The organism is Pseudarthrobacter sp. TE3704, assembly GCF_056279405.1.
On sequence record NZ_JBWCCJ010000010.1, the window covers coordinates 64,346 to 82,437 of the forward strand.

General features: G+C 62.6%; 12 protein-coding genes and 1 pseudogene. 6 read left to right on the forward strand and 7 right to left on the reverse strand.

All coding sequences use genetic code 11. The features are described from left to right. Positions 1-4 precede the first annotated feature (4 nt). From ACZ9BC_RS20985 to ACZ9BC_RS20995, 3 genes are all read left to right on the forward strand, one after another. Positions 5-1,417 carry an amino acid permease gene (locus ACZ9BC_RS20985; protein WP_476247629.1) on the forward strand — a complete coding sequence of 471 codons (1,413 nt, stop codon included), beginning with the start codon at positions 5-7 and terminating at the stop codon, positions 1,415-1,417. 267 nt (positions 1,418-1,684) lie between these two features. Next, the gene (locus ACZ9BC_RS20990; protein WP_476247630.1) at positions 1,685-2,401 is read left to right on the forward strand and encodes a Crp/Fnr family transcriptional regulator; all 717 of its coding nucleotides are present in this window, start codon (positions 1,685-1,687) and stop codon (positions 2,399-2,401) included. A gap of 60 nt (positions 2,402-2,461) precedes the next feature. After that, positions 2,462-3,670: an NAD(P)-binding domain-containing protein gene (locus ACZ9BC_RS20995; RefSeq protein WP_476247631.1), complete on the forward strand. Its 1,209-nt coding sequence runs from the start codon at positions 2,462-2,464 to the stop codon at positions 3,668-3,670. A 356-nt stretch (positions 3,671-4,026) separates the two neighbouring features. On the opposite strand, the gene ACZ9BC_RS21000 is transcribed toward ACZ9BC_RS20995, so the two are convergent. Together ACZ9BC_RS21000 and ACZ9BC_RS21005 are read right to left on the reverse strand one after the other, a co-directional pair. Continuing rightward, complete coding sequence (locus ACZ9BC_RS21000; RefSeq protein WP_476247632.1) at positions 4,027-4,479, reverse strand: DUF4352 domain-containing protein; 453 nt, start codon at positions 4,477-4,479, stop codon at positions 4,027-4,029. A gap of 546 nt (positions 4,480-5,025) precedes the next feature. Beyond that, entirely contained in the window at positions 5,026-5,775 is a 750-nt protein-coding gene (locus tag ACZ9BC_RS21005; RefSeq protein WP_476247633.1) for a FadR/GntR family transcriptional regulator, read from the reverse strand. A gap of 233 nt (positions 5,776-6,008) precedes the next feature. Here ACZ9BC_RS21005 and ACZ9BC_RS21010 point away from each other — a divergent pair. The 3 genes and pseudogenes from ACZ9BC_RS21010 to ACZ9BC_RS21020 form a co-directional block, all read left to right on the forward strand. Then, a pseudogene (locus ACZ9BC_RS21010) lies at positions 6,009-6,462 on the forward strand (amino acid transporter); the annotation flags it as partial. Positions 6,463-6,862: 400 nt separating this feature from the next. Next, on the forward strand, positions 6,863-7,216 hold the full coding sequence (locus ACZ9BC_RS21015; RefSeq protein ID WP_476247634.1) for a type II toxin-antitoxin system HicB family antitoxin: 354 nt from the start codon (positions 6,863-6,865) through the stop codon (positions 7,214-7,216). An 817-nt stretch (positions 7,217-8,033) separates the two neighbouring features. Further along, the gene (locus tag ACZ9BC_RS21020; RefSeq protein WP_476247635.1) at positions 8,034-8,228 is read left to right on the forward strand and encodes a hypothetical protein; all 195 of its coding nucleotides are present in this window, start codon (positions 8,034-8,036) and stop codon (positions 8,226-8,228) included. Between the two features lie 14 nt (positions 8,229-8,242). On the opposite strand, the gene ACZ9BC_RS21025 is transcribed toward ACZ9BC_RS21020, so the two are convergent. The 5 genes from ACZ9BC_RS21025 to ACZ9BC_RS21045 all read right to left on the reverse strand — a co-directional run bounded on the left by ACZ9BC_RS21025 (position 8,243) and on the right by ACZ9BC_RS21045 (position 18,053). Beyond that, positions 8,243-11,536 (reverse strand): UvrD-helicase domain-containing protein, encoded by a 3,294-nt coding sequence (locus tag ACZ9BC_RS21025; protein ID WP_476247636.1) that lies wholly within the window; start codon positions 11,534-11,536, stop codon positions 8,243-8,245. Next, entirely contained in the window at positions 11,533-14,346 is a 2,814-nt protein-coding gene (locus ACZ9BC_RS21030) for a PD-(D/E)XK nuclease family protein (RefSeq protein ID WP_476247637.1), read from the reverse strand. The genes ACZ9BC_RS21025 and ACZ9BC_RS21030 overlap by 4 nt, the downstream gene beginning before the upstream one ends. 81 nt (positions 14,347-14,427) lie before the next feature. Further along, positions 14,428-14,568: a hypothetical protein gene (locus ACZ9BC_RS21035; RefSeq protein ID WP_476247638.1), complete on the reverse strand. Its 141-nt coding sequence runs from the start codon at positions 14,566-14,568 to the stop codon at positions 14,428-14,430. 432 nt (positions 14,569-15,000) lie between these two features. Then, positions 15,001-15,591: a hypothetical protein gene (locus ACZ9BC_RS21040; RefSeq protein WP_476247639.1), complete on the reverse strand. Its 591-nt coding sequence runs from the start codon at positions 15,589-15,591 to the stop codon at positions 15,001-15,003. Next, the gene (locus ACZ9BC_RS21045) at positions 15,588-18,053 is read right to left on the reverse strand and encodes a sigma-70 family RNA polymerase sigma factor (RefSeq protein ID WP_476247640.1); all 2,466 of its coding nucleotides are present in this window, start codon (positions 18,051-18,053) and stop codon (positions 15,588-15,590) included. The genes ACZ9BC_RS21040 and ACZ9BC_RS21045 overlap by 4 nt, the downstream gene beginning before the upstream one ends. Positions 18,054-18,092 lie beyond the last annotated feature (39 nt).

The following is an 18,092-nucleotide window of genomic DNA, read 5'->3' on the forward strand; positions in this document are numbered from 1 at the left end:
CCCCATGGAACAACAGACAAAGACGTCTGCGCGCCCACTCGGCGCCGCCCTCAAACCCCGGCAGCTCACCATGATGGGGCTCGGAAGCGCCATCGGTGCGGGCCTCTTCATCGGCTCCGGCGCGGGCATCCAGGCCGCTGGCCCTGCAGTGCTGATCTCCTACCTCGTTGCAGGCACCCTCATCATCCTGGTGATGTGGGCCCTCGGCGAGATGGCCGCCGCCAATCCTGACAGCGGCGCCTTCTCCGTCTACACCGCCAAGGCCTACGGCCCGGTGGCCGGTGCCACGGTCGGCTGGCTCTGGTGGCTGCAGCTCGTGGTGGTCATTGCAGCGGAAGCGCTCGGCGCGGCGGGCCTGCTGGCCACCATCTTCCCGGCCCTTCCGGTGTGGTTAATGGCCTTCGTATTCATCGTGGTCCTCACCGCCGTGAACCTGACCAGCGTGAAGAACTTCGGCGAATTCGAGTTCTGGTTCGCACTGCTTAAGGTGGCAGCAATCGTTGCGTTCCTGGCGGTGGGCGCTGCCCTGCTCTTCGGCTGGCTGCCGGGCGTCCAGTCGCCGGGCCTCGCCAACTTCATGGGCGACGGCTTCGCTCCCGGCGGTTTCGGCGGAATTGCCACGGCACTGTTTGTGGTGGCGTTCGCGTTCGGCGGCACCGAGATTGTGTCCGTGGCCGCAGCTGAGACCGCCGAGCCTGCCCGCAGTGTGAAGAAAGCCGTCAGGACGGTGCTGTGGCGCATCCTGGTGTTCTACATCGGTGCCATCTTCATCATCGCGGCTGTTGTTCCCGTGGGTTCCGAGGGGCTGAAGAGCCCGTTTGCCGCCGTGCTGGAGGCCGCTGGCATGCACGGTGCGGCCACCGCCATCACCCTGGTAGCCGTCGCAGCACTGCTGTCCGCCCTCAACGCCAACCTCTACGGCGCCTCCCGGATGGCGTACTCGCTGGCTGAGCGGGGCGAAGCACCGCGGCTGTTTGCCTCCGTCTCCAAAGCCCAGGTGCCTGTGCTCGCAGTCCTGGCCAGTGTCGCCTTCGGCGTTGTCACGGTTGTGCTGGAGCTGGCTTTCCCCGAGATGGTCCTTGGCGTCCTGCTCAATATTGTGGGTTCGACGTGCCTGTTGGTGTGGACGTCCGCGCTCCTGGCCCAGCTCGCGCTGCGCCTCCGCGCCGACCGCGAGGGAACGGAGCTTCCCCTGCGGATGCCCGGCTTCCCGTGGCTCACGGGCTTTGGCTTGCTTATCCTCGCGGCCATCTTCACTGTGGGCTTCATCGGCGAGGACTCCCGCCCACAGCTCCTGAGCACTTTCGCGCTCGTGGCGCTCCTGGCGGTGGCGAACTGGCTGAACCACCGTGGCCGGAAGGTTGCGGACCGCACGGAATCTTCCGACGGTGACAAGCAGCCGGTGCTCATCGACTGACTGAGGCGCTTTGAACCACTTGGAGGGCGCGTCCGGCTTCGGTTGGGCGCGCCCTTCACTGGTTTCCATCGGAAGCGTCCGGTCAGCGATGGGAAAAAGGACGACGCGCCGCCCATTTGCGGCCATACTTGGATCACCACACTCTGGGCAGCCCGGGCCGAGGGGAGCGGAGTGGCGAATTTGGCGAGGAAGGCGCTGTTGCACGCCTGTCTCGTTGGATCACAGGCTGCCGCTTGGCACATCACACGAAACGGTGCACGGTCTGATATGGATGCTGACGTCTTAGAGGCAATTAGGCTTTCCCACCTTCGTCAGGTTGCGCCCGAAAGCCTGGGTAAATTGCTCGCAGGGGCCCAGCGCAAAGATGTGCCGGCCCGAACGGTCACGCATCGCGAAGGCGACACGAACCGGCACTTGGAACTGATCGTCTCTGGTGTAGTCAGAGTCTTTGTTAGAGCTCCGGACGGACGCACCATGGCCATCCGCTACTGTCGGCCGGGATCTCTGCTCGGCGCAGGATCGCTGTTTGCCCCGGATTTCTCCCTACCGGCTTCCCTTCAGACGCTGACGGCCACAAAGTTGTTGAGCTTGTCGCCGGAAAACGTACACAGAAGTGTGAATGAGGATCCGAAGGTCGCGCTTGCGCTGCTCGAGGAACTCAGCGAGCGGGTCCTGACTTTCATTTACGAGATTCCCGACAGCGCCTTCGCTAGCGTCCGACAACGTATGGCCCGGCATTTGCTCGATTTGGCCTCCGAGCTGGCGCCTAAACAGGTCCCGGCTGGTCCGGAGCATGATACCGACCTCGTGGTCAAGGCATCGCAGGGTGAACTCGCGGAGGCAGTGGGGACGGCGCGGGAAGTTGTGGTGAGGATTCTGCGCGAGCTACGGCACGAAGGCATAGTTCACACCGGCCGGACCGGCATCGTTATTTTGGACCCGGCGCGGCTGGTCCAGGAGACGCGGTGGAACATAGGTTCCTGACAGGCTACGTAGGCCGGCTCACACTGGAGTTTCCAACAGATCGAGTAAGGCAGGCGCGTCATGGTCATTGATTGTGTGGTGGTTGGAGCTGGCCCAGCAGGGCTCGCCGCTAGCTCCTCGCTCTCGAAATACGGGGTCGAGCATGTTGTTCTGGAGCGGGCTCGGCCGGGTGAAACTTGGCGGACCCAGCGCTGGGATTCCCTTTACGTCAACAATCCCGCGTTCATGAATGCGATGTTAGGTGACCAGGAACCGGATACCTACCTGAGTCGACAGGAAGTGGTTCAGCGTCTCGAAGAGCTGGCTTCGAAAGCGCCGGTCTGCGCTGGCATGGACGTCGTCGGGCTGGCCCGGCACAACGGTCTGTGGCTTCTCCGCACAAGTGACGGCGAACTTCAAGCCCGCACCATCGTGGTTGCCAGCGGGGGTGAAAACGTACCACGTGTGCCTGCCTTTGCAGGCGGGCTGCCGGATCGAATCATCCAACGCCATGCCGCAACATATACGAAACCCAGCGATCTGCCCGAAGGTGCGGTACTGGTTGTGGGCAGCGCACAGTCCGGGACCCAGATCAGTGAAGACTTACTGGCGGCAGGCAGACGTGTCTGGCTGGCAACCTGTCCGGTCGGCCGCGCATCGGCAAAGTATCGCGGAAGAGACACTCTTCGGTGGTTAGACGAGGCGGGCTTCTTTGAGGACCGCACCGAGGACCTTTCTGACCCACAATTGGTCCGGGTTGTACCGGCTTTGCGGAGTCCCCTCGGGCACGACATCAGTCTGCAGTTGCTGGCCAAGGCGGGAGCAACACTCACCGGTCGACTTGTAGCAGTCCACGGTGAGACCCTCGCATTCGACGACAGCACTGCAGCCAACATCGCCTATGGGGATCGTTCCGCGGCGAACATTCGAAGCATGATCGACGCACATATTCAAGCTAACGGGCTTGACGCGCCAGCGGCCGAACCGGACCCAGCGGAACCGCCGACTGAGATCGAGCCGCCCGGACAACTTCGCCTTCATAGCGCGGGGATAGGCAGTGTCATTTGGTGCACTGGCTACACGGGCGCATTCCGGTGGCTTGGCGAGAGTCTTACAGATGCCGCGGGGGTGCCATTGCGCCAAGGACCGGCTTCGCTTGCTCCGGGTATCTGGTTTATCGGTTTACGGTGGCTCATACACCGCACTTCGGGAAACTTCATAGGTTTTCCCAGGGATGCCGAAGTCATCGCCAATTCTTTACGAAGCTTTCTCGCGGCCAGGGTTTCCTGAGCGCGGACGGAGGCCGTGGTCGTGGCCACCGCGATACGGGTAGTTTTCCGGATTAGGACCAGGCCCATTTTCACTCAGGACTCCGGTTCATCACTTGCTGGTGGACCCTGATGGGATTACGTGGAGGCTGATCTATAGGACGTCGGAATAGCTTGAGGAAGAACTCAGGAGTCATAGGGCAAGCCAGCCGTAAAAAGTCGCTAGGGTCAACTTGAGCGCGGTGAAACTGTGCCTGATCCTGATCAGGCCTGCCCCTCTTTCCCACAATCGTTTCTGTAATTGCGGGAAAGAGAAGTGGCGGTTAGCTGGGCCGGCCGACTCGTGAAGTACCTGCGGCTAGCTTCGACGTACAACCTTTAGAACGCCCATTCCCAGCCGCCAGCGTTGGACAGCATGTAGCTTTTGAACACCAGCGTCCCCGTCGTCTCGGGCACGTCCAGGGCAATTTTCCCAGTGACCTTCTCTGCGGGACCAACGCCGGCCCCGTTGGTACCGATTGTCTGCTCATCCGGCAGGCAGGAGTATGCACCCACAGTGCCCAGGTTGCCGTTGAATGTAGTGCCATTGGCACCGACGAACTTGAACATGCTCGCATTCATATCGAACGTGGAAATTCCGCCGTTAGCAGTGTTGCCCAGCTCCTCGGTCGTCTCAATGGTGACATCAAGGATGACAGTGTGGCCGTTCTCCAACGCTGACGGGTAAGGGCCGCTGCAGGGTGCGTCCGGGGTAATGGCGTTGATGACGAAGTTGACCATAGGCTTGCCGTCGGGAGTGGTGATGGCACCAGCCTCGCCGAGCTGCTTCACGATGTTGCCCCGCGGGGATTTTTTAGGCCCTTCAGTGGCCGGGGCAGCGGGGGTTGCACCTATGCTTTCCACGCTCGGGGACGTGGGAGCTGTAGTTGCGGGGGAGCTACCGCCACAAGCAGCGAGGCTGAGCCCCACTGCGGCGAGTAAAGCGAGGGAGGAAAGAGATCTCCGGGTGTTCATGCGGTACGGCCTTTCAGATGCGATTATGGGAGGATTCTTACAGGCGACAGGCAAAAGAGGAAATATTTCTTCGACGTCTTGGATTTCGATAGCAGGCGAACCACCCTGACCATGAGTTGCATTGCGGCTGAATAAAAGGCGCTTTGCCCCGGGGGCGAGCCGGGTATTAGAAATAAAGCCCATTATTGTTTTCCTCGACTTGGCGATCGCCTCCAGGGGAACGACTGCGGCCGGAGGTACCTCCAATAACCGCGCGTAAGCGTCGCGCGGCGACCAGCCTTGCTACAGATGCAGAATGTTTCCCGTTGGTTGAAGGCAGCAAAAGGCAAGCAGCGGGAGCATGAATTCGTTAGCTATTGCTGATCAGCCTGCGCCCTGCGCCAGACCCATAAACATCGTCCGGTGCAGAATGTCCACATGCTTCCGCGAAACCTCCACCGCTTCTTGGATGTCCCCGGCACGGAGGGCGACCACGAGCGCGATGTGGTCGTGGTTGGACTTGTGCAGCTTCTCGATGGGGTAGGGGATGAAGTAGTCGTAGAGCTCGGCTAGCGTCTCGTGATAAACCTCGACGGCAGTGCCCATCCCTGACGCCGTCCCCACGAGCTGATGAAACCGCTCGTCGGCCTGATGGTAAACGGACCAGTCCGTGGCCTCGGCCATATCCCGCGTAAGCCGCTCCAGCTCATCCAGCTGTCCAGACGTGGCATGGACCGCGGCATAGTGCGTCACTGCGCACTCGAACAGCAGCCGCCGGTCCACCAGCCGGTTCACCGCCTGGGACTCAGCTGGCGAAGCCGAAAGTGACGCCAAAACATCCGTAGGCGGCGAATCCGCCACGAACGTTCCGCCAGCCCGTCCGCGCCGGCGCACCACCACGCCCTGCTCAGCCAGGCTCGCCAAAGCGCGGCGGGCGGTGATCGGGCTGACCGAAAGACCAAGGGCAACATCCTCCTGGTCCGGCAGCCGCTCACCCGGCTTCAGCAGCCCCAGAGAAATCGCCATCCCGATCCGCATCCGCACAGCGTCCATCGCGCTGCGGCGCTCCATTCCGGGCATCCTGCCGGCACCAAGGCGGGCGGGCTCGGCGGTGTCCTCCAGTTGACGGGTCATATCCGCTACCTTACGGCCCACGCCGCCCCCTTTCCTTTATTGGTTCATTCTGATCTAATATAACCCGGATCACACCCCAACGCGGAGACGAACCCATGCAACGCATCCTTCCCCTCATCGCTGCCCAGGCCCGGCCGCGGCTCATTGGCGAACCCGTCTCGGCCTTCGCGGACGAGGTCAAAAAGGCCCTTGAAGCCCAGCCCCACACCAAGCTCGGTCTTCCCAGAGCTGCAGCCAACCTCTACGGTGCCTCACGGATGGCGTACTCCCTCGCCGAGCGGGGTGAAGTGCCGCGTCTGCTTGCTTCGGTGTCCAAGTCCCGGGTCCCGGTGGTCGCAGTCCTTGCCGTCCTGCTCAACATTGTGGGCTCAACGTGCCTGCTGGTGTGGACGTTCGCGCTCCTGGCCCAGCTCGCGCTGCGCCTCCGCGTCGACCGCGAGGGAGCGGAGCTTCCCCTGTGGATGCCCGGCTTCCCGTGGCTCACGGTGTTTGGTCTGGTCATCCTCACGGCGATCTTCACGGTGGGCTTCATCGGCGAGGATTCCCGTCCGCAGCTCCTGAGCACCTTCACCTTTGGACTCGTGGGCACTGCTGGCGGTAGCGAACTGGCTCCGCCACCGGGCGGGCAACGTTACGCCAGTTGTTGAAGCTTGGGACGGTGCCAAGGAGCCGGTGCTCATCGACTGAATCAGGTGCTTTGACCCACGTGGTGGGTTCAGTGCTCGCGAAGGGCGCATCCGGCTTGGCCGGGCGCGCCTTTGCCATGTGTGTCGGAGCAGCGTCCCGCGGGTGCAAGGCGTCTTGAGAAGTGGTGCCAAAACTGGCACCATGGTCCATGTGGCGAGCATCGATAAGATCGAAAAGCAAGCTAGAAACTCACCTGAGAACGTCTCCTACAGTGACATGCTCAAACTCTGTACACACTACTTTGGCGAACCTAGGTCAGGTTCCGGAAGCCACAACGCAATATTCAAGATGCCTTGGGCGGGGGGATCCGAGGATCAATCTGCAGAACAAGAATGGCAAGGCCAAGCGGTACCAGGCGAAGCAAGCCATCGCCGCCATCGATAGGAGCAAGGAGAAGTAGATGTCCATCCGAAAAGCGGCTGCCGTGCCGTCCCCGGTGGCGCAATATCGCTACTCGGTCCAGTGGTCGCCCGAGGATCTAGAGTTTGTAGCCACTGTTCTTGAGTTCCCCTCCCTCTCCTGGCTGGATGAGGATCAGTTCGAGGCGCTCCGCGGCATAGAGCGCTTGGTGTCCGACGTCATCGATGAACTCGCCAAGTCGGGCGAACCGGTGCCTCAGCCAATTGCAACCCAAACGTTTAGTGGCAGACTCAACCTTCGCGTACCCCCCGAACTTCACCGCAAGCTGGCTATCGAGGCTGCCAATCACGGAGTGCCCCTGAACAAGTACGCAACGGAGCGGCTGACGGCCTAATGCGCCCGCTGGTTGTGTGTCGTCGTTGGTGAGGGCTCCACGTGCCAATAAGCCGTAAAACCGAGGCGCCGTCGTTCTTCTAGTGGCAGCGCTGAAGTCCGAGTCGGTTGCGTGGATAAACGCCGGATGGTCCCAACCTTTGATGGTTTCCGGGGCTTGGCCCTGCAACCAGACGCGGAGGCTCTCGAGGACTGGCTGTGTCGCCTGGTCCACCATGTCCTCCATTACTGAGATCAGGTCCGAGAAGCTCTCGGCAATTGCCATAGGCATGGGATGAATGATCGAAATTCCGCTGACCTTGACTCCGCGTCCCTCGGCATCGAGGAAGGCAACGGGTAGCGGCAGGGTCAATTCTGACTGTGAGTACGCGACGGTGGTGTTTCGATACTTCCGTATCTTCTCGGGCACCCCAGCGAGGGTGGGCGGCAATGCCGGAATGTCCGGCATTTCGTCGAGGCGCGTGCGAACGTTCGAATCGATGAACGGGCGGATGTACGCCGTGACCGCATGCGAAGTCAGTGGTGGCCAGAGCTCGGAACCTTCACTAGCCTCGAACGCACTACGCAGGGTATGCGCGGCTTCCGAAAGGTCGGAGGCATGACTGGTAGTGCTACCAAAAGCCTCGTTTCGATCGCGTCTGGCAGCACTGCTATTCGCGGTTCAGGGGTGGTCATGTGGGTTGCTGCTCCTGTTTCCTTTGTAGTTGTCGGGGCTAAAACTTTTTGTAAGTCGGCAGAATGTCTGCGGCCGAGGCTACGTTTCTCAGATGGCAGAGAACGGAAACTCCAAACGAAAAACTGCGACAAGGAAGTGCCCCGTGTGCGGGCATGAAGCCTGGCGCGTCATGTACGGCATGATCATGCCCGACACCCGGGAGCAGTTTCCAAAGGCAGAGTTCGCCGGGTGCGTCATGATGGAGGACGTCAGGATCTATCCCGCCACCGGCAAAGTCGAAATGGGTGTGCCGAAGTGGGCATGCCAGAATCCCCAGTGCCGCCACCGCTGGTGGTAATGGGCGTCCACACCCTATAACCCGGCACCCGCCTTGCCGTGCGGTGCCTGTCGGAGGATTTCGGCGTCTCCGGTTCGGCAGAAGATCAGGACGAGCTCACTTACCGTCTGGCCGGTGATGCGTTCCACCATTCCGGCGTATGTGCTGAGCTGCCGCCAGTATGAGCCCAACCGCTCCTGCGGGACGTGGGTGTCCGTTTTGAAGTCGGCGATAACCAGCGTCCCGTCGTCCTCGCGGTACATCAGGTCGATGATGCCCTCGAGGGTCACTCCATCCGTGGATGTGACAACGGGCAGCTCGAGCCAGTGGTCCCGTTCCGCGGCGCGCCGGACGGGCGCGCTCCTGAGGGCAGAGCGGGCCCTTTCCGCGAGGCCCGCCGGATCCCCGAGGCCTGCTGCACCGGCGATCCTTTCGGCCAGCTCATCAAAGTTCGCGCCTTCCCGCAGGTCGCTGAGCTCCAGCAGCCGGTGAAGTGCTGTCCCGAACTCCGGGCCATGTTCACCGCCCGGGGCTGCGAAGGGCGGCAGTGCGCCGTCTTCCTCGATATTCACAAATCTCGGCGCACCATCGGATCCAAGGCTGGCCAGGTCCTCGCCTCCCTTGGCAATCGCGGTTACGGAGGTGGCGGATGCGATGGCGGAGTTCCTCTGCCACGCCTCGCGCCGACGCTTCCAGGCATCGATTTCCTCCACCGGGCGGACGGTGTGGGATGCTCTGGCTTGAGGGGGCATGTCCTTCGGAATGGTGAGATCCGGTGCCGGGACGGTCTCCGCTGCATTCTTCAGCGACTCGCCAAGACTGCCGGTGGCGTTCACATAGTGGGAGACAACCAAGTGGCTTTCCGCGCGCGTGCAGGCAACGTAAAGCAACCGGATCCGCTCGGCTTCGCTGAACTGGGCTTCGACTGCTGCTGCATTGTTGTACCCCGCGGACCGGATGTCGCCGATGAAGTACACCTGTACCTGGGAATCCTGATCCCACAGGGCTGGAGCTTTTTGGTTGTTGGGCCCCGAGCCCGTGCCTGCCAGGATCACCATGGGAAATTCCAGCCCCTTGGAGGCATGGATGGTCATGATCCGCACAGCCTGGACGTCGGTCTCCGGCACTACGGCTTCCTTGACCCGGGAGTTCTCCTCCTGCTGGGCGGCAGCCCAGACGAGGTAGTCCCGCAGGCTGCCGTGGGTGGCCTCGCTCCAGGCGCGGGCCTGGTCGACGACGAAGCGGAGCCGCCGCCATACGTCCCGGTAGCGCGGGGCGTCAATAGCCGCCTCCAGCATGCGCCGGTCGGTAACAATGCGTTCCATGATCTCGGCCGGCGTGAGCACCTCAATGTCGCGGCACAAGGCGGCAAGGTACTTGAGGGACTGCGCGACGGCGGAGTCTCTAAGGGCATCCGGTACATCCGAGAAAAGGCTCCACCACCCCCCGGCCTTCTTCCACTCGAACAGTTCATCGTCGCCGCAGCCGAACATCGCCGACCGTAGGGACAGCACCAGCGCGGCTTCATCCGCTGTGTTGGAGATGGCGTGCATTGCGAGCAGCAGGTCCGTGACTTCCTGGGTGGAGTAGACCAGCGATGATGCCTCGGCCCGGTACTCAATGCCGGCGTCGTCCAGCGCGTCTTCGAGGGCGGCAAGCGCCGTCCGGGTGGGGATCAGGATACAGATGTCCTTCAGTTCGATGGGTGAAGGCCGGAATTCCCCTTTCCGTTTGCTTTGCTTTTGCCAGCCCGGCAGCCCTGCCGTGCCGGTTGCGATCCTGATTGCTGCCGCGACGTCGGCCGCTTCCTGCCGGCGCGTGGCGTCAGCTGTGACTTTGCCCGATTCGCCGGCCTCGGCGCCAGCCCGGCCAATGACCGTCACAGCGGGGCCGTGTTCGTTGTTCCAGTCAGGGCGCTGGGGATCGGGTGTCAGCGGGCGGTATTCGGGCTGGATGGTGCCGCTCGGCATGATGAGGTGCCCGAAGGTGCCGTTGATCCAGTCGAGGAGTGTTCCGGTTGACCGGAAGTTGGTCTGGAGCGAGGCGATGCTCGAAGAGGGGTCGGTAGAGAAGCGCTGCTGGGCCGCGAGGTAGGTGGCGATGTCAGCCCGACGGAAGCGGTAGATGGACTGCTTCGGGTCCCCGACGGTGAACAGCCGGCCCGGCGGGACGTTCAGCTGTTCCCAGCCCTCGGGCCCACAGACCTCGTCCGCCGCAATCCGTGTGGCAAGTTCTGCCTGGACGGGGTCGGTGTCCTGGAATTCGTCCAGCATGATGCAGCGGTAACGATTGTGGAGTGCCTCATGGACGGCATGTTTGTCCTCGCCGACCAGAAGGTCCAGGGCATGGATCAGGAGGTCGTGATACTCAAGCTCGCCGCTGTGCTGGCGTTCACGTGCAGCTTCTAGGAGAACCTCAGCCATGGCGGCCGTGACGGTTTCGACGGCGGGCTGGACGAAGCTGTTGCGCAGGGCGATGGCTTGATCAGCCAGATCCTTGCAGGAGCTCCGCACTTCAGCGACGTTGACGGACCAGTTGCCCTTTTGGCCGCCGCCGAAGCCCTTCGTCGGGACAGCATGCAAGAGCTCGAGGACCAAGCCAAGTTCGCCGGTTTCGGCCTCGGCGAGCCGGCCGTGCCAGCTCTTGATGTGTTCGAAGGCGGTGAGCAGCTTGTCTGCCGGATCCGTGCAGTGGTCAGCATGCGCGAGGACCTCGGAGGTCTGGCGCAGAAGCGGGCCCAGCTCCACGGCCGGGATGTGCCGCCGCTGCGGAGGGTGGCTTTCCAGCCGGTCCCAGTTCGAGTCCAGGTCAGACGCCACGTTCTGCAGGTGGTCCAGTGAAACGCCCACCGCGAGGAGGATGCGGAGGGCGTCCTTGATGGACGGGTCGGTGAAGAGTTTTTGCCGCGCAGCCTCCCAGCGGCGGGTAAAGGCGATCCGGGACCGCAGCTCATCCACCACGGTGATCAGGGGCGGGACGCCGGCCTCGATGGGGTGTTCGCTGATGATGCGGGCAGCGAAGGAGTGGATGGTGCCGATGGGCGCGGTGTCCAGCTGGTCGAGGGCCCGCCGGCGCAGGTCTGTCGGGCCGGCGTCGTCCAGCTGCCCCCGGACCCGTTCCCGGAGCTCACCTGCTGCCTTTTCCGTAAAGGTGATGGCCGCCACGCTCCTAAGTTCCACGCCGGCGTCGACCATGGCGCAGATGCGCTCGACGAGTTCATGCGTCTTGCCGCTGCCGGCGCCGGCTTCGACGAAGATGTTTGCGTCGAGGTCCTTCTCGATAAGCGTGCGGTCAATCTGGTCTGCAAGGTCCAGGACTTCGGATTTCATTTCTCCGCCTTCAGGAGCTGGGCATACGGCTGAATTTCGGGGGCGTTTTGAAGCTTCAGCCACTGCTGGCCGAGCTCCGGGGCTCCCATCATCGTGGTGAAGTTGACATAGCGGTCGGACTCGGGCCGTGGGGGGAAGACCCCGTTCCGCAGTGCCGAAATGATGAGGCCTGCGTCCGTGCGGAGCTGTTCCAGGACTTCATCCGTCACGGTATAGCCGATCTTCTCAAAGTTGCCGGCCTTCGAGATGAACCAGTATTCCGCTGCTACAGGGGACGCGGAGGTTCGGAGGGTTTGCGCGAACAGGCCGTAGACGGGCAGCTGATAGCGGGTGCCTTCCGCGGTCGGATGTTTCCCGAGGGCCTTGTATTTGTCGCTTACCTTGCCGGTCTTGTAGTCGATGACCCGGACTCGGCCGTCGTTATGGCCGTCGATCCGGTCCACCTTCCCTCGGAACCGGACCACAGTGCCGTCCTCGAGGACCAGCTCAACCGGCGGATAGCTGTCCGTGTCCTCCGGACCGAAGCTTGCCTCTTCCGCGAGGTAGCTCCAGCCGTCCGCAAACCTTGAGTTGTCATCTTCGAGCACCCGCGCCAGATCCTGGCGGATCATGGCCTGGTTGCGCTCCCAGACGTGGCTGAGCCACGCCGGGTTGGCGAATTGCGCAAAGGCCGCGTCCGCCAGCTCCATGAGGCGGTCCGACGACGGCGGAAGGCCGTCCTTGGTGATGCTGCGGACATAGTCCTCCAGTATCTGATGGACAAGGGTGCCCCGCTCCTGCGGCGAAATCTGCACCTCCAGTGCGGCGTCCTCCAAAATGTTCACCTTCAGGACGTGCTTAAGGAAGTAGCTGAACGGGCTGGTCACCCAGTCTTCGAGGCGCGTGGGGGACAGCGCTTTTTCGGGGTCAACGATGGCCCCGGCATGGGCGCCGAGGTTGCCGTTGAACCTGGAGAAGATGCCATCGCGCCGGTCACGAGCAGCAGCCAGTGCGCGCTGCAGCGCAGTGTCGTCCCGAAGTGCGGCGGTGCGCTCCTCGGCAGTGAGGATGCGGCGCAGCCGCCATTCCTGGGCTGTCGGAGGAAGCGCAGCCACGGTGGGGGCGCAGTTCTCGATGCCGTGCGCAAATGACTGCAGTTCCTCCTCGGGCCTGGGCTTGGCGGTGATCCACCGGGAGATCTGGTAACTGCCGGAGCCGCGCAAATCGCCACGCGGGTATGTGATGGTCCGCTCGGACCCGGCAGCGAGGGCAGCAAAGAACTGTTCTTTGGTGGCTTCCGCACGCTGCTCCACACTGGGGAGTCCGCCACCCATCAAGGCACGCACGCTGTCCGGAAGGAGCGGGTTCTCCCGGATTCTTGCTGGCGCCAGACCTTCCGCCGCGCCGAGAAGGAACAGGACGTCCAGGTCCCTTGCCACGGCGTCGGCATAGCTGCCGATGACGACGCCGGTGCCGCTTTTGCCGGTCCAGCCGCCTTTTAAGGTTATGGCGTCCTCCATGGCACTTTGGATGAGCGAGGGGCGGGGCTTGGGGCCGACGCCGTCGAGGTGCCGGAGATCCAGGGCGGCCTCGACCAGGGCGTCCCGGGCAGCGGTCTTTTCCGGCCGTTCGGTGGCTGTTCTCGGGCCCATAAAGCCGTCCAGAAGCAGGACAAGCTCCTCTGACGCCTCGCTCCACGTTGCTGCCGTATGGATTCGTCCAATCCGCAAGGCAAGGGCTGCGACAAAGGAGCGGAGTATCCCGAAGTGTTCAAGGTGAAAGGCACGCCTGGCGGAGTCTTTCACCGCGGTGTCCTCTTCTGCCGGCGGATTGGCGTAAAGCCTTTCGCACACGGCGCTGCTAGGCAGTTTTTGTTCCTTCCAGAACAAGGTGCCTTCTGCATGGATGTTCAGGATGGTTCGCGTGTCCGGAAGCTGCGGGTCCAGTTTCAGCAACTGAAGCAGGCCGCGGGCGAGCGGTGAGTCCGTGAGCCGGTGGGATGCCGGACCGACGAAGGTGACTCCGGCTTGGTTAAGCCGCTGCGTCAACAGGACGGCGTAGGGCTGGGTGGCGGAGTGGAATATCCCGATGCGGTGGCCCGGAGTGCCTCCTGCCAGCTTCTCGACGACGAGCCGGACGACGGCCCGGACTTCGTCGTCGGCATCGGAAGCCGTCCTAATGGTGGTGCCGCCCTCCACGGACCCAGACGCCCTGATATGCTGCATCCCCGTCTCTTCGAGGCGCCCTCTGAAGGCGGCCTCTGCGGGTCGGGTTTCGGTGCCCAGCATAAAACCGATGACGGTGCCGAGGCGCCGCATCACCGTACTGGTTCCAAGTTTGCGGCCCGCGAGGGCAAAGGCCTCATGATCGGCGTACCACTTTGGTCTGAGCGACTGCTTGGCCGCACCATAGATTCGAAGCACCTCTTGCACGAGGCCGGGGAGTGCGGGACCGGCCGCGTTCGGTACCGCGTCCAGCAGTTCGGCCGTCTTGGCTATGGCGCGGGCGGTGGCGGGCTGGTCAGCGACATCCTTGAAGAGCCCGGGTTCTTCGGTTAGGACCTTTGTTACTGCTCCCAGCCGGAGTACCGGAAGAAGCGGACGTCTCCCGTTGATGACGGGCTCGTCGGCGATGAGATCGCTGGCCAGGTCTTTCAGCGTGAGTGCTTTGATGCCCGCACTTCCTGCACCAGCGTTGAGGGTCCTGCCTAGGAAATGGGCCACATCCCTCCCGGAAGCGTGGGACGGGACCAGGACGGTGACAGGAGTGAGCGGATCCTTGGCCTGAATGCGGCTGATAATTACTGCAAGTTCGGCCAGAGCATCGCCCACCGAAGCATAAATAGTGCTGGTTATGCTGTCCCCCTCATCCTGACATCCCACAAAACATAGCAACCGGCACTGACAAAACTGCTAAGGAACTTCATCGTCGCTGTTCCCGCTGGCGCCTGCAGCGGCGGTAAGTAGGCGGTCAAAGCTGGTAATTCCGTAGTCGGGCGGGGTCACCGTGATGACGACGCGTGTGGTCCTGACGACGTTGTCCGTCCGTTTCACCGCGGGATTCCGCCCCTGCGCCGGCGGTTGCTGCCTGACTACGCTTAGCTCGAGCCCGGGAACACCGGACAAGCAGGGGGAGGGGCTCGCCGTTTTCAATCAGAGCCCTGAACTGCTGGGCCGACAACCCTTGGGCAATATTTCCTGTCAGTCCCGCGACCGTTGACGTCAGGTCCTCCAGGAATTTGCGTTCGGCAGAAGCTTTCCCCCTAATTAAGACCACCGTGAAGACGATGGAAAAGGCAGCGGTGAAGAGAGTGACTGCTCCGCCACTCCTGAGGCCCGGCACGAAAATCATCAGGACCAGGCACAGCACTGCGCCGATCACAGCCAACCCAACGAATAGGCTTCCGCCGTCCTCAGCTGGCCGGCCACTCCACTGTTTGGAGGTAAAGCTGCTGATGACGCGTCGCTCCAGGTGGTGATTTGGCATCATTTCTCTCGTTTCGCTTCGAGCAGGGCCTCCGCCAGGATGATGTCGTGCCGTGCGTCCTGGAGATCGTTGCGCAAGCCCGGGTCCGGGTTTACCACGGCAGTTGCGTCCGCCGTCCCGCTAAGTTCGCCGATCGCCCTGCTGAGGTTCTCGCGCTCCTGCGAGAGCATCCAGGATGACGTCAGCTTGGTCTTGCTCTTCTCCAGCCCGTGGAGGGATTTGTTGATCTCGTCGCAACGCGCCCGGACGGCGGCTAATCGAACATCGACTCGCTGCACTCTGTTCCTGAACAGGGGCTCCATCTTGAGCGCAGACTCATGGAGCTCGACCAAGGCAGTTCTCCCTTTGGGCTTTCCGTCGGCACCTGCCAGCAGCTCCTCGCAAACGTGAAGCCGCTGCTCCCAGAGCTGAAGACCGGTAGTGTTCTGCCTCATCAGGAGTGACAGGATTTCAACAATTTCGTTCAGGGTGTTGCGCCGGACCTTGAGTTTGGCGCTGGCGGCATCAAGGCGGCCAATGAACTCTTCGTAGTTATCAACTGGCGGCGCACTTTTGGCCGGCCCGGGCAGCTTTCGTGGCTCCGCCATCATGCTGCACAGGCCCCCGTGCTAGTCGCCCCGGCGACGCCGCCAAAGTTGTACTCGCGGAGGGATTGGCATCGTTCGGGTTCGCGGAGCAGCGCCATGGTCTTCGACTCGATCTGGCGGATACGCTCGCGGGTGACGCCGTAGACCTTCCCGATCGCATCGAGGGTCTTTTCCTCGCCGTCGTCCAGACCGAAACGCATCGCAATGACTCCGGATTCCCGTTCCGTCAGCGTGTCGAGGACCGCATGAACCTGTGCCGTCAGCTGTTCCTTGGCGATCTGGTCAACGACATCCACGTGCGAGGGATCGAGGAGTTGGTCCGCGAGCGGCTCGAGGCCGCCCTTGCCGTCCCGAACAAGGGCGTCCAGCGAGCGTACTGGCTTGTCGAGGGTAAGCAACCGTTCCACTTTGGCCGCGGCCTGATCCGTGAGCTTGCCGAGTTCCTCAGGACTGTATTCGAGGCCCTTCCGGGCGGCTTCACGCTGAAGGGCCTGCAGCCTATGGATCTGCTCCACCATGTGGACCGGAAGCCGGATGGTTCGGCCCTGATCCGCCAAGCCACGAGTTACTGCCTGCCGGATCCACCACGTGGCATAAGTCGAAAACTTGAAACCCAGGGTGTAGTCGAACTTGCAGACTGCCCGGTGGAGGCCGATGTTCCCCTCCTGGATCAGGTCCAGCAGATCCAAGCCCTGGTACACGTACTTCTTGGCGATGGATACCACTAGCCGGAGGTTCGCCTCGAGCAAGGCGTCCGCCGCCCGCTCGCCCAGCTGTGCGATCATCCGGAGCTCCCGGGTTTCGCGGCGTCCGCGCGCAGGACCGTCCGCCAGCAGGTGCGACGCGTAAAGGCCGGCCTCGATGTCCTTGGCGAGTTCCACTTCCTGTTCGGCTGTCAGTAGGTCTGCGCGACCTGCCCGCTGAAGGTAATCCGAAACCCCGTCGTCGCTGAAGCCCTCGAGCCCGCTGAGTTCCTCCATCCACTCCTGATCGTCAAGATCAAATGATGAGGGCTCGGACTCGTCAACCGGCGTTACCGGTGTGGGTTCGGAAACCTGCGGCTCGTCGACGGCCGCGCGGCGGAGGAATTCCTGCAACCTGTCGAGGTCCTTCTTGATGTCGAAGAACTCAACGTTTTGTGCGAACGGCAGGACCTTGCCTAGAAATTCCTCGCCCTGCACGTCCGGATCCTCTACCGTGCCCTTGGAGTAGAGGACAACCAGACGGCCGGGCCGCCCGTCGGCCTTCTTGCGGATGACACGGCCAAGCCGCTGCACCATCTGCCGCTGGCTGCGGTTGGCGGCAACGATGATACCGAGGTCGGCCTCCGGGACGTCGATGCCTTCATCAAGGAGCCGGGGCGCAGCCAAGATCTGCGATGCGCCGGAGCGGAAATCCTCCATGCCCTGCCGGCGGTCGTCCTTGGCCATGCCACTGAACACCGCCGAGGCTTTCGACCCCAAGGCGGTGTAAAGCTCCTGCGCCCGGCGAGCGGAGTCCTGGGTCTGGGTGAAGACCAGAGTCCCATGGGACCCATCAACAGTCTCCTTTAACGCTGCGAGCGCCAGGTACTTGGTCTTGGCTTCAGCCAGCAGCGTGAGCCGCGAGGACATTGCCCGCATGTACTTCCGGGCAATGGTTGCTTCCCGGCTGGGCGAATTGGAGGCGGCGAGAGTGGTCACAGCGGCAATGAACTGCGGGAAGGGCCGGCGGGGAATGCCCGCGTACGTCTCGAGGTTTCGTGCCGCCTCCACCATCACGGCGGAAGATTCGTCATAGTCCGCCTGTTCGGAAGGCAGGAGGTCAACGCCAACCAAGGCGATGTCGAAGGGGGCGATGACCTCGTCCTTCAGCGCCCGGTCGTACCAGAGGTTGTAGATGACGCCGCCGAAGTAGGGCGTCAGGAGGTTTTCATGCTCGCCATCCGCCCGTTCGAACGTGGCTGTCAGCCCAAGCCGCCACGCATACCCTTCCTGCAAGGCACCGGTAAACATGGGTGCCGCATAACGATGGCACTCATCAGCGATGATCAGTCCGGCCTTGTGGGAGCGGAGCGTCTCCCGGTTGGATGCCGAATGAACGATGGCCACGAGGATGTCCACGGCGTCCAAGGAATCGGAATGGCCGTCGCCGAGGGCACCACGCCTCGCAGCAGGCAGATCGCGCCGCAGGGACACCAGCCATTGACGTTGAAGCTCGGCCGTTGGCACCAGAATCAGGACTTTGATGCCCTGCCGGACGGCCTCAAAAGCGGCGGCAATGCCGACGCGAGTTTTACCGGAACCGGTAACGGCTTCCACGACACCGCGGCGGGCATTCGAGTGCCAGGCCTTCAGGGCTTCCTGCTGCCAGGGGTACAGAAAGGCGTAGTCGTAAGAGGCAGGCACCGCCGCGGGCGGGGCCGCGACGGGCACCCGTGGAAGTGTCGCGACCGGGTAGGACCCGGCGTCGGCTAGTTCTGGCATTTCATCCCCCATTGGACGATTCTGATCTGGTGCCTGAAG

Bases quoted from the DNA above. Each gene is read 5' to 3' on its own strand.
- ACZ9BC_RS20985 (WP_476247629.1), top strand. From the start codon at position 5: ATGGAACAACAGACAAAGACGTCTGCGCGCCCACTCGGCGCCGCCCTC.
- ACZ9BC_RS20990 (WP_476247630.1), top strand. From the start codon at position 1,685: ATGGATGCTGACGTCTTAGAGGCAATTAGGCTTTCCCACCTTCGTCAG.
- ACZ9BC_RS20995 (WP_476247631.1), top strand. From the start codon at position 2,462: ATGGTCATTGATTGTGTGGTGGTTGGAGCTGGCCCAGCAGGGCTCGCC.
- ACZ9BC_RS21005 (WP_476247633.1), bottom strand. From the start codon at position 5,775: ATGACCCGTCAACTGGAGGACACCGCCGAGCCCGCCCGCCTTGGTGCC.
- ACZ9BC_RS21015 (WP_476247634.1), top strand. From the start codon at position 6,863: ATGTCCATCCGAAAAGCGGCTGCCGTGCCGTCCCCGGTGGCGCAATAT.
- ACZ9BC_RS21025 (WP_476247636.1), bottom strand. From the start codon at position 11,536: ATGAAATCCGAAGTCCTGGACCTTGCAGACCAGATTGACCGCACGCTT.
- ACZ9BC_RS21040 (WP_476247639.1), bottom strand. From the start codon at position 15,591: ATGATGGCGGAGCCACGAAAGCTGCCCGGGCCGGCCAAAAGTGCGCCG.
- ACZ9BC_RS21045 (WP_476247640.1), bottom strand. From the start codon at position 18,053: ATGCCAGAACTAGCCGACGCCGGGTCCTACCCGGTCGCGACACTTCCA.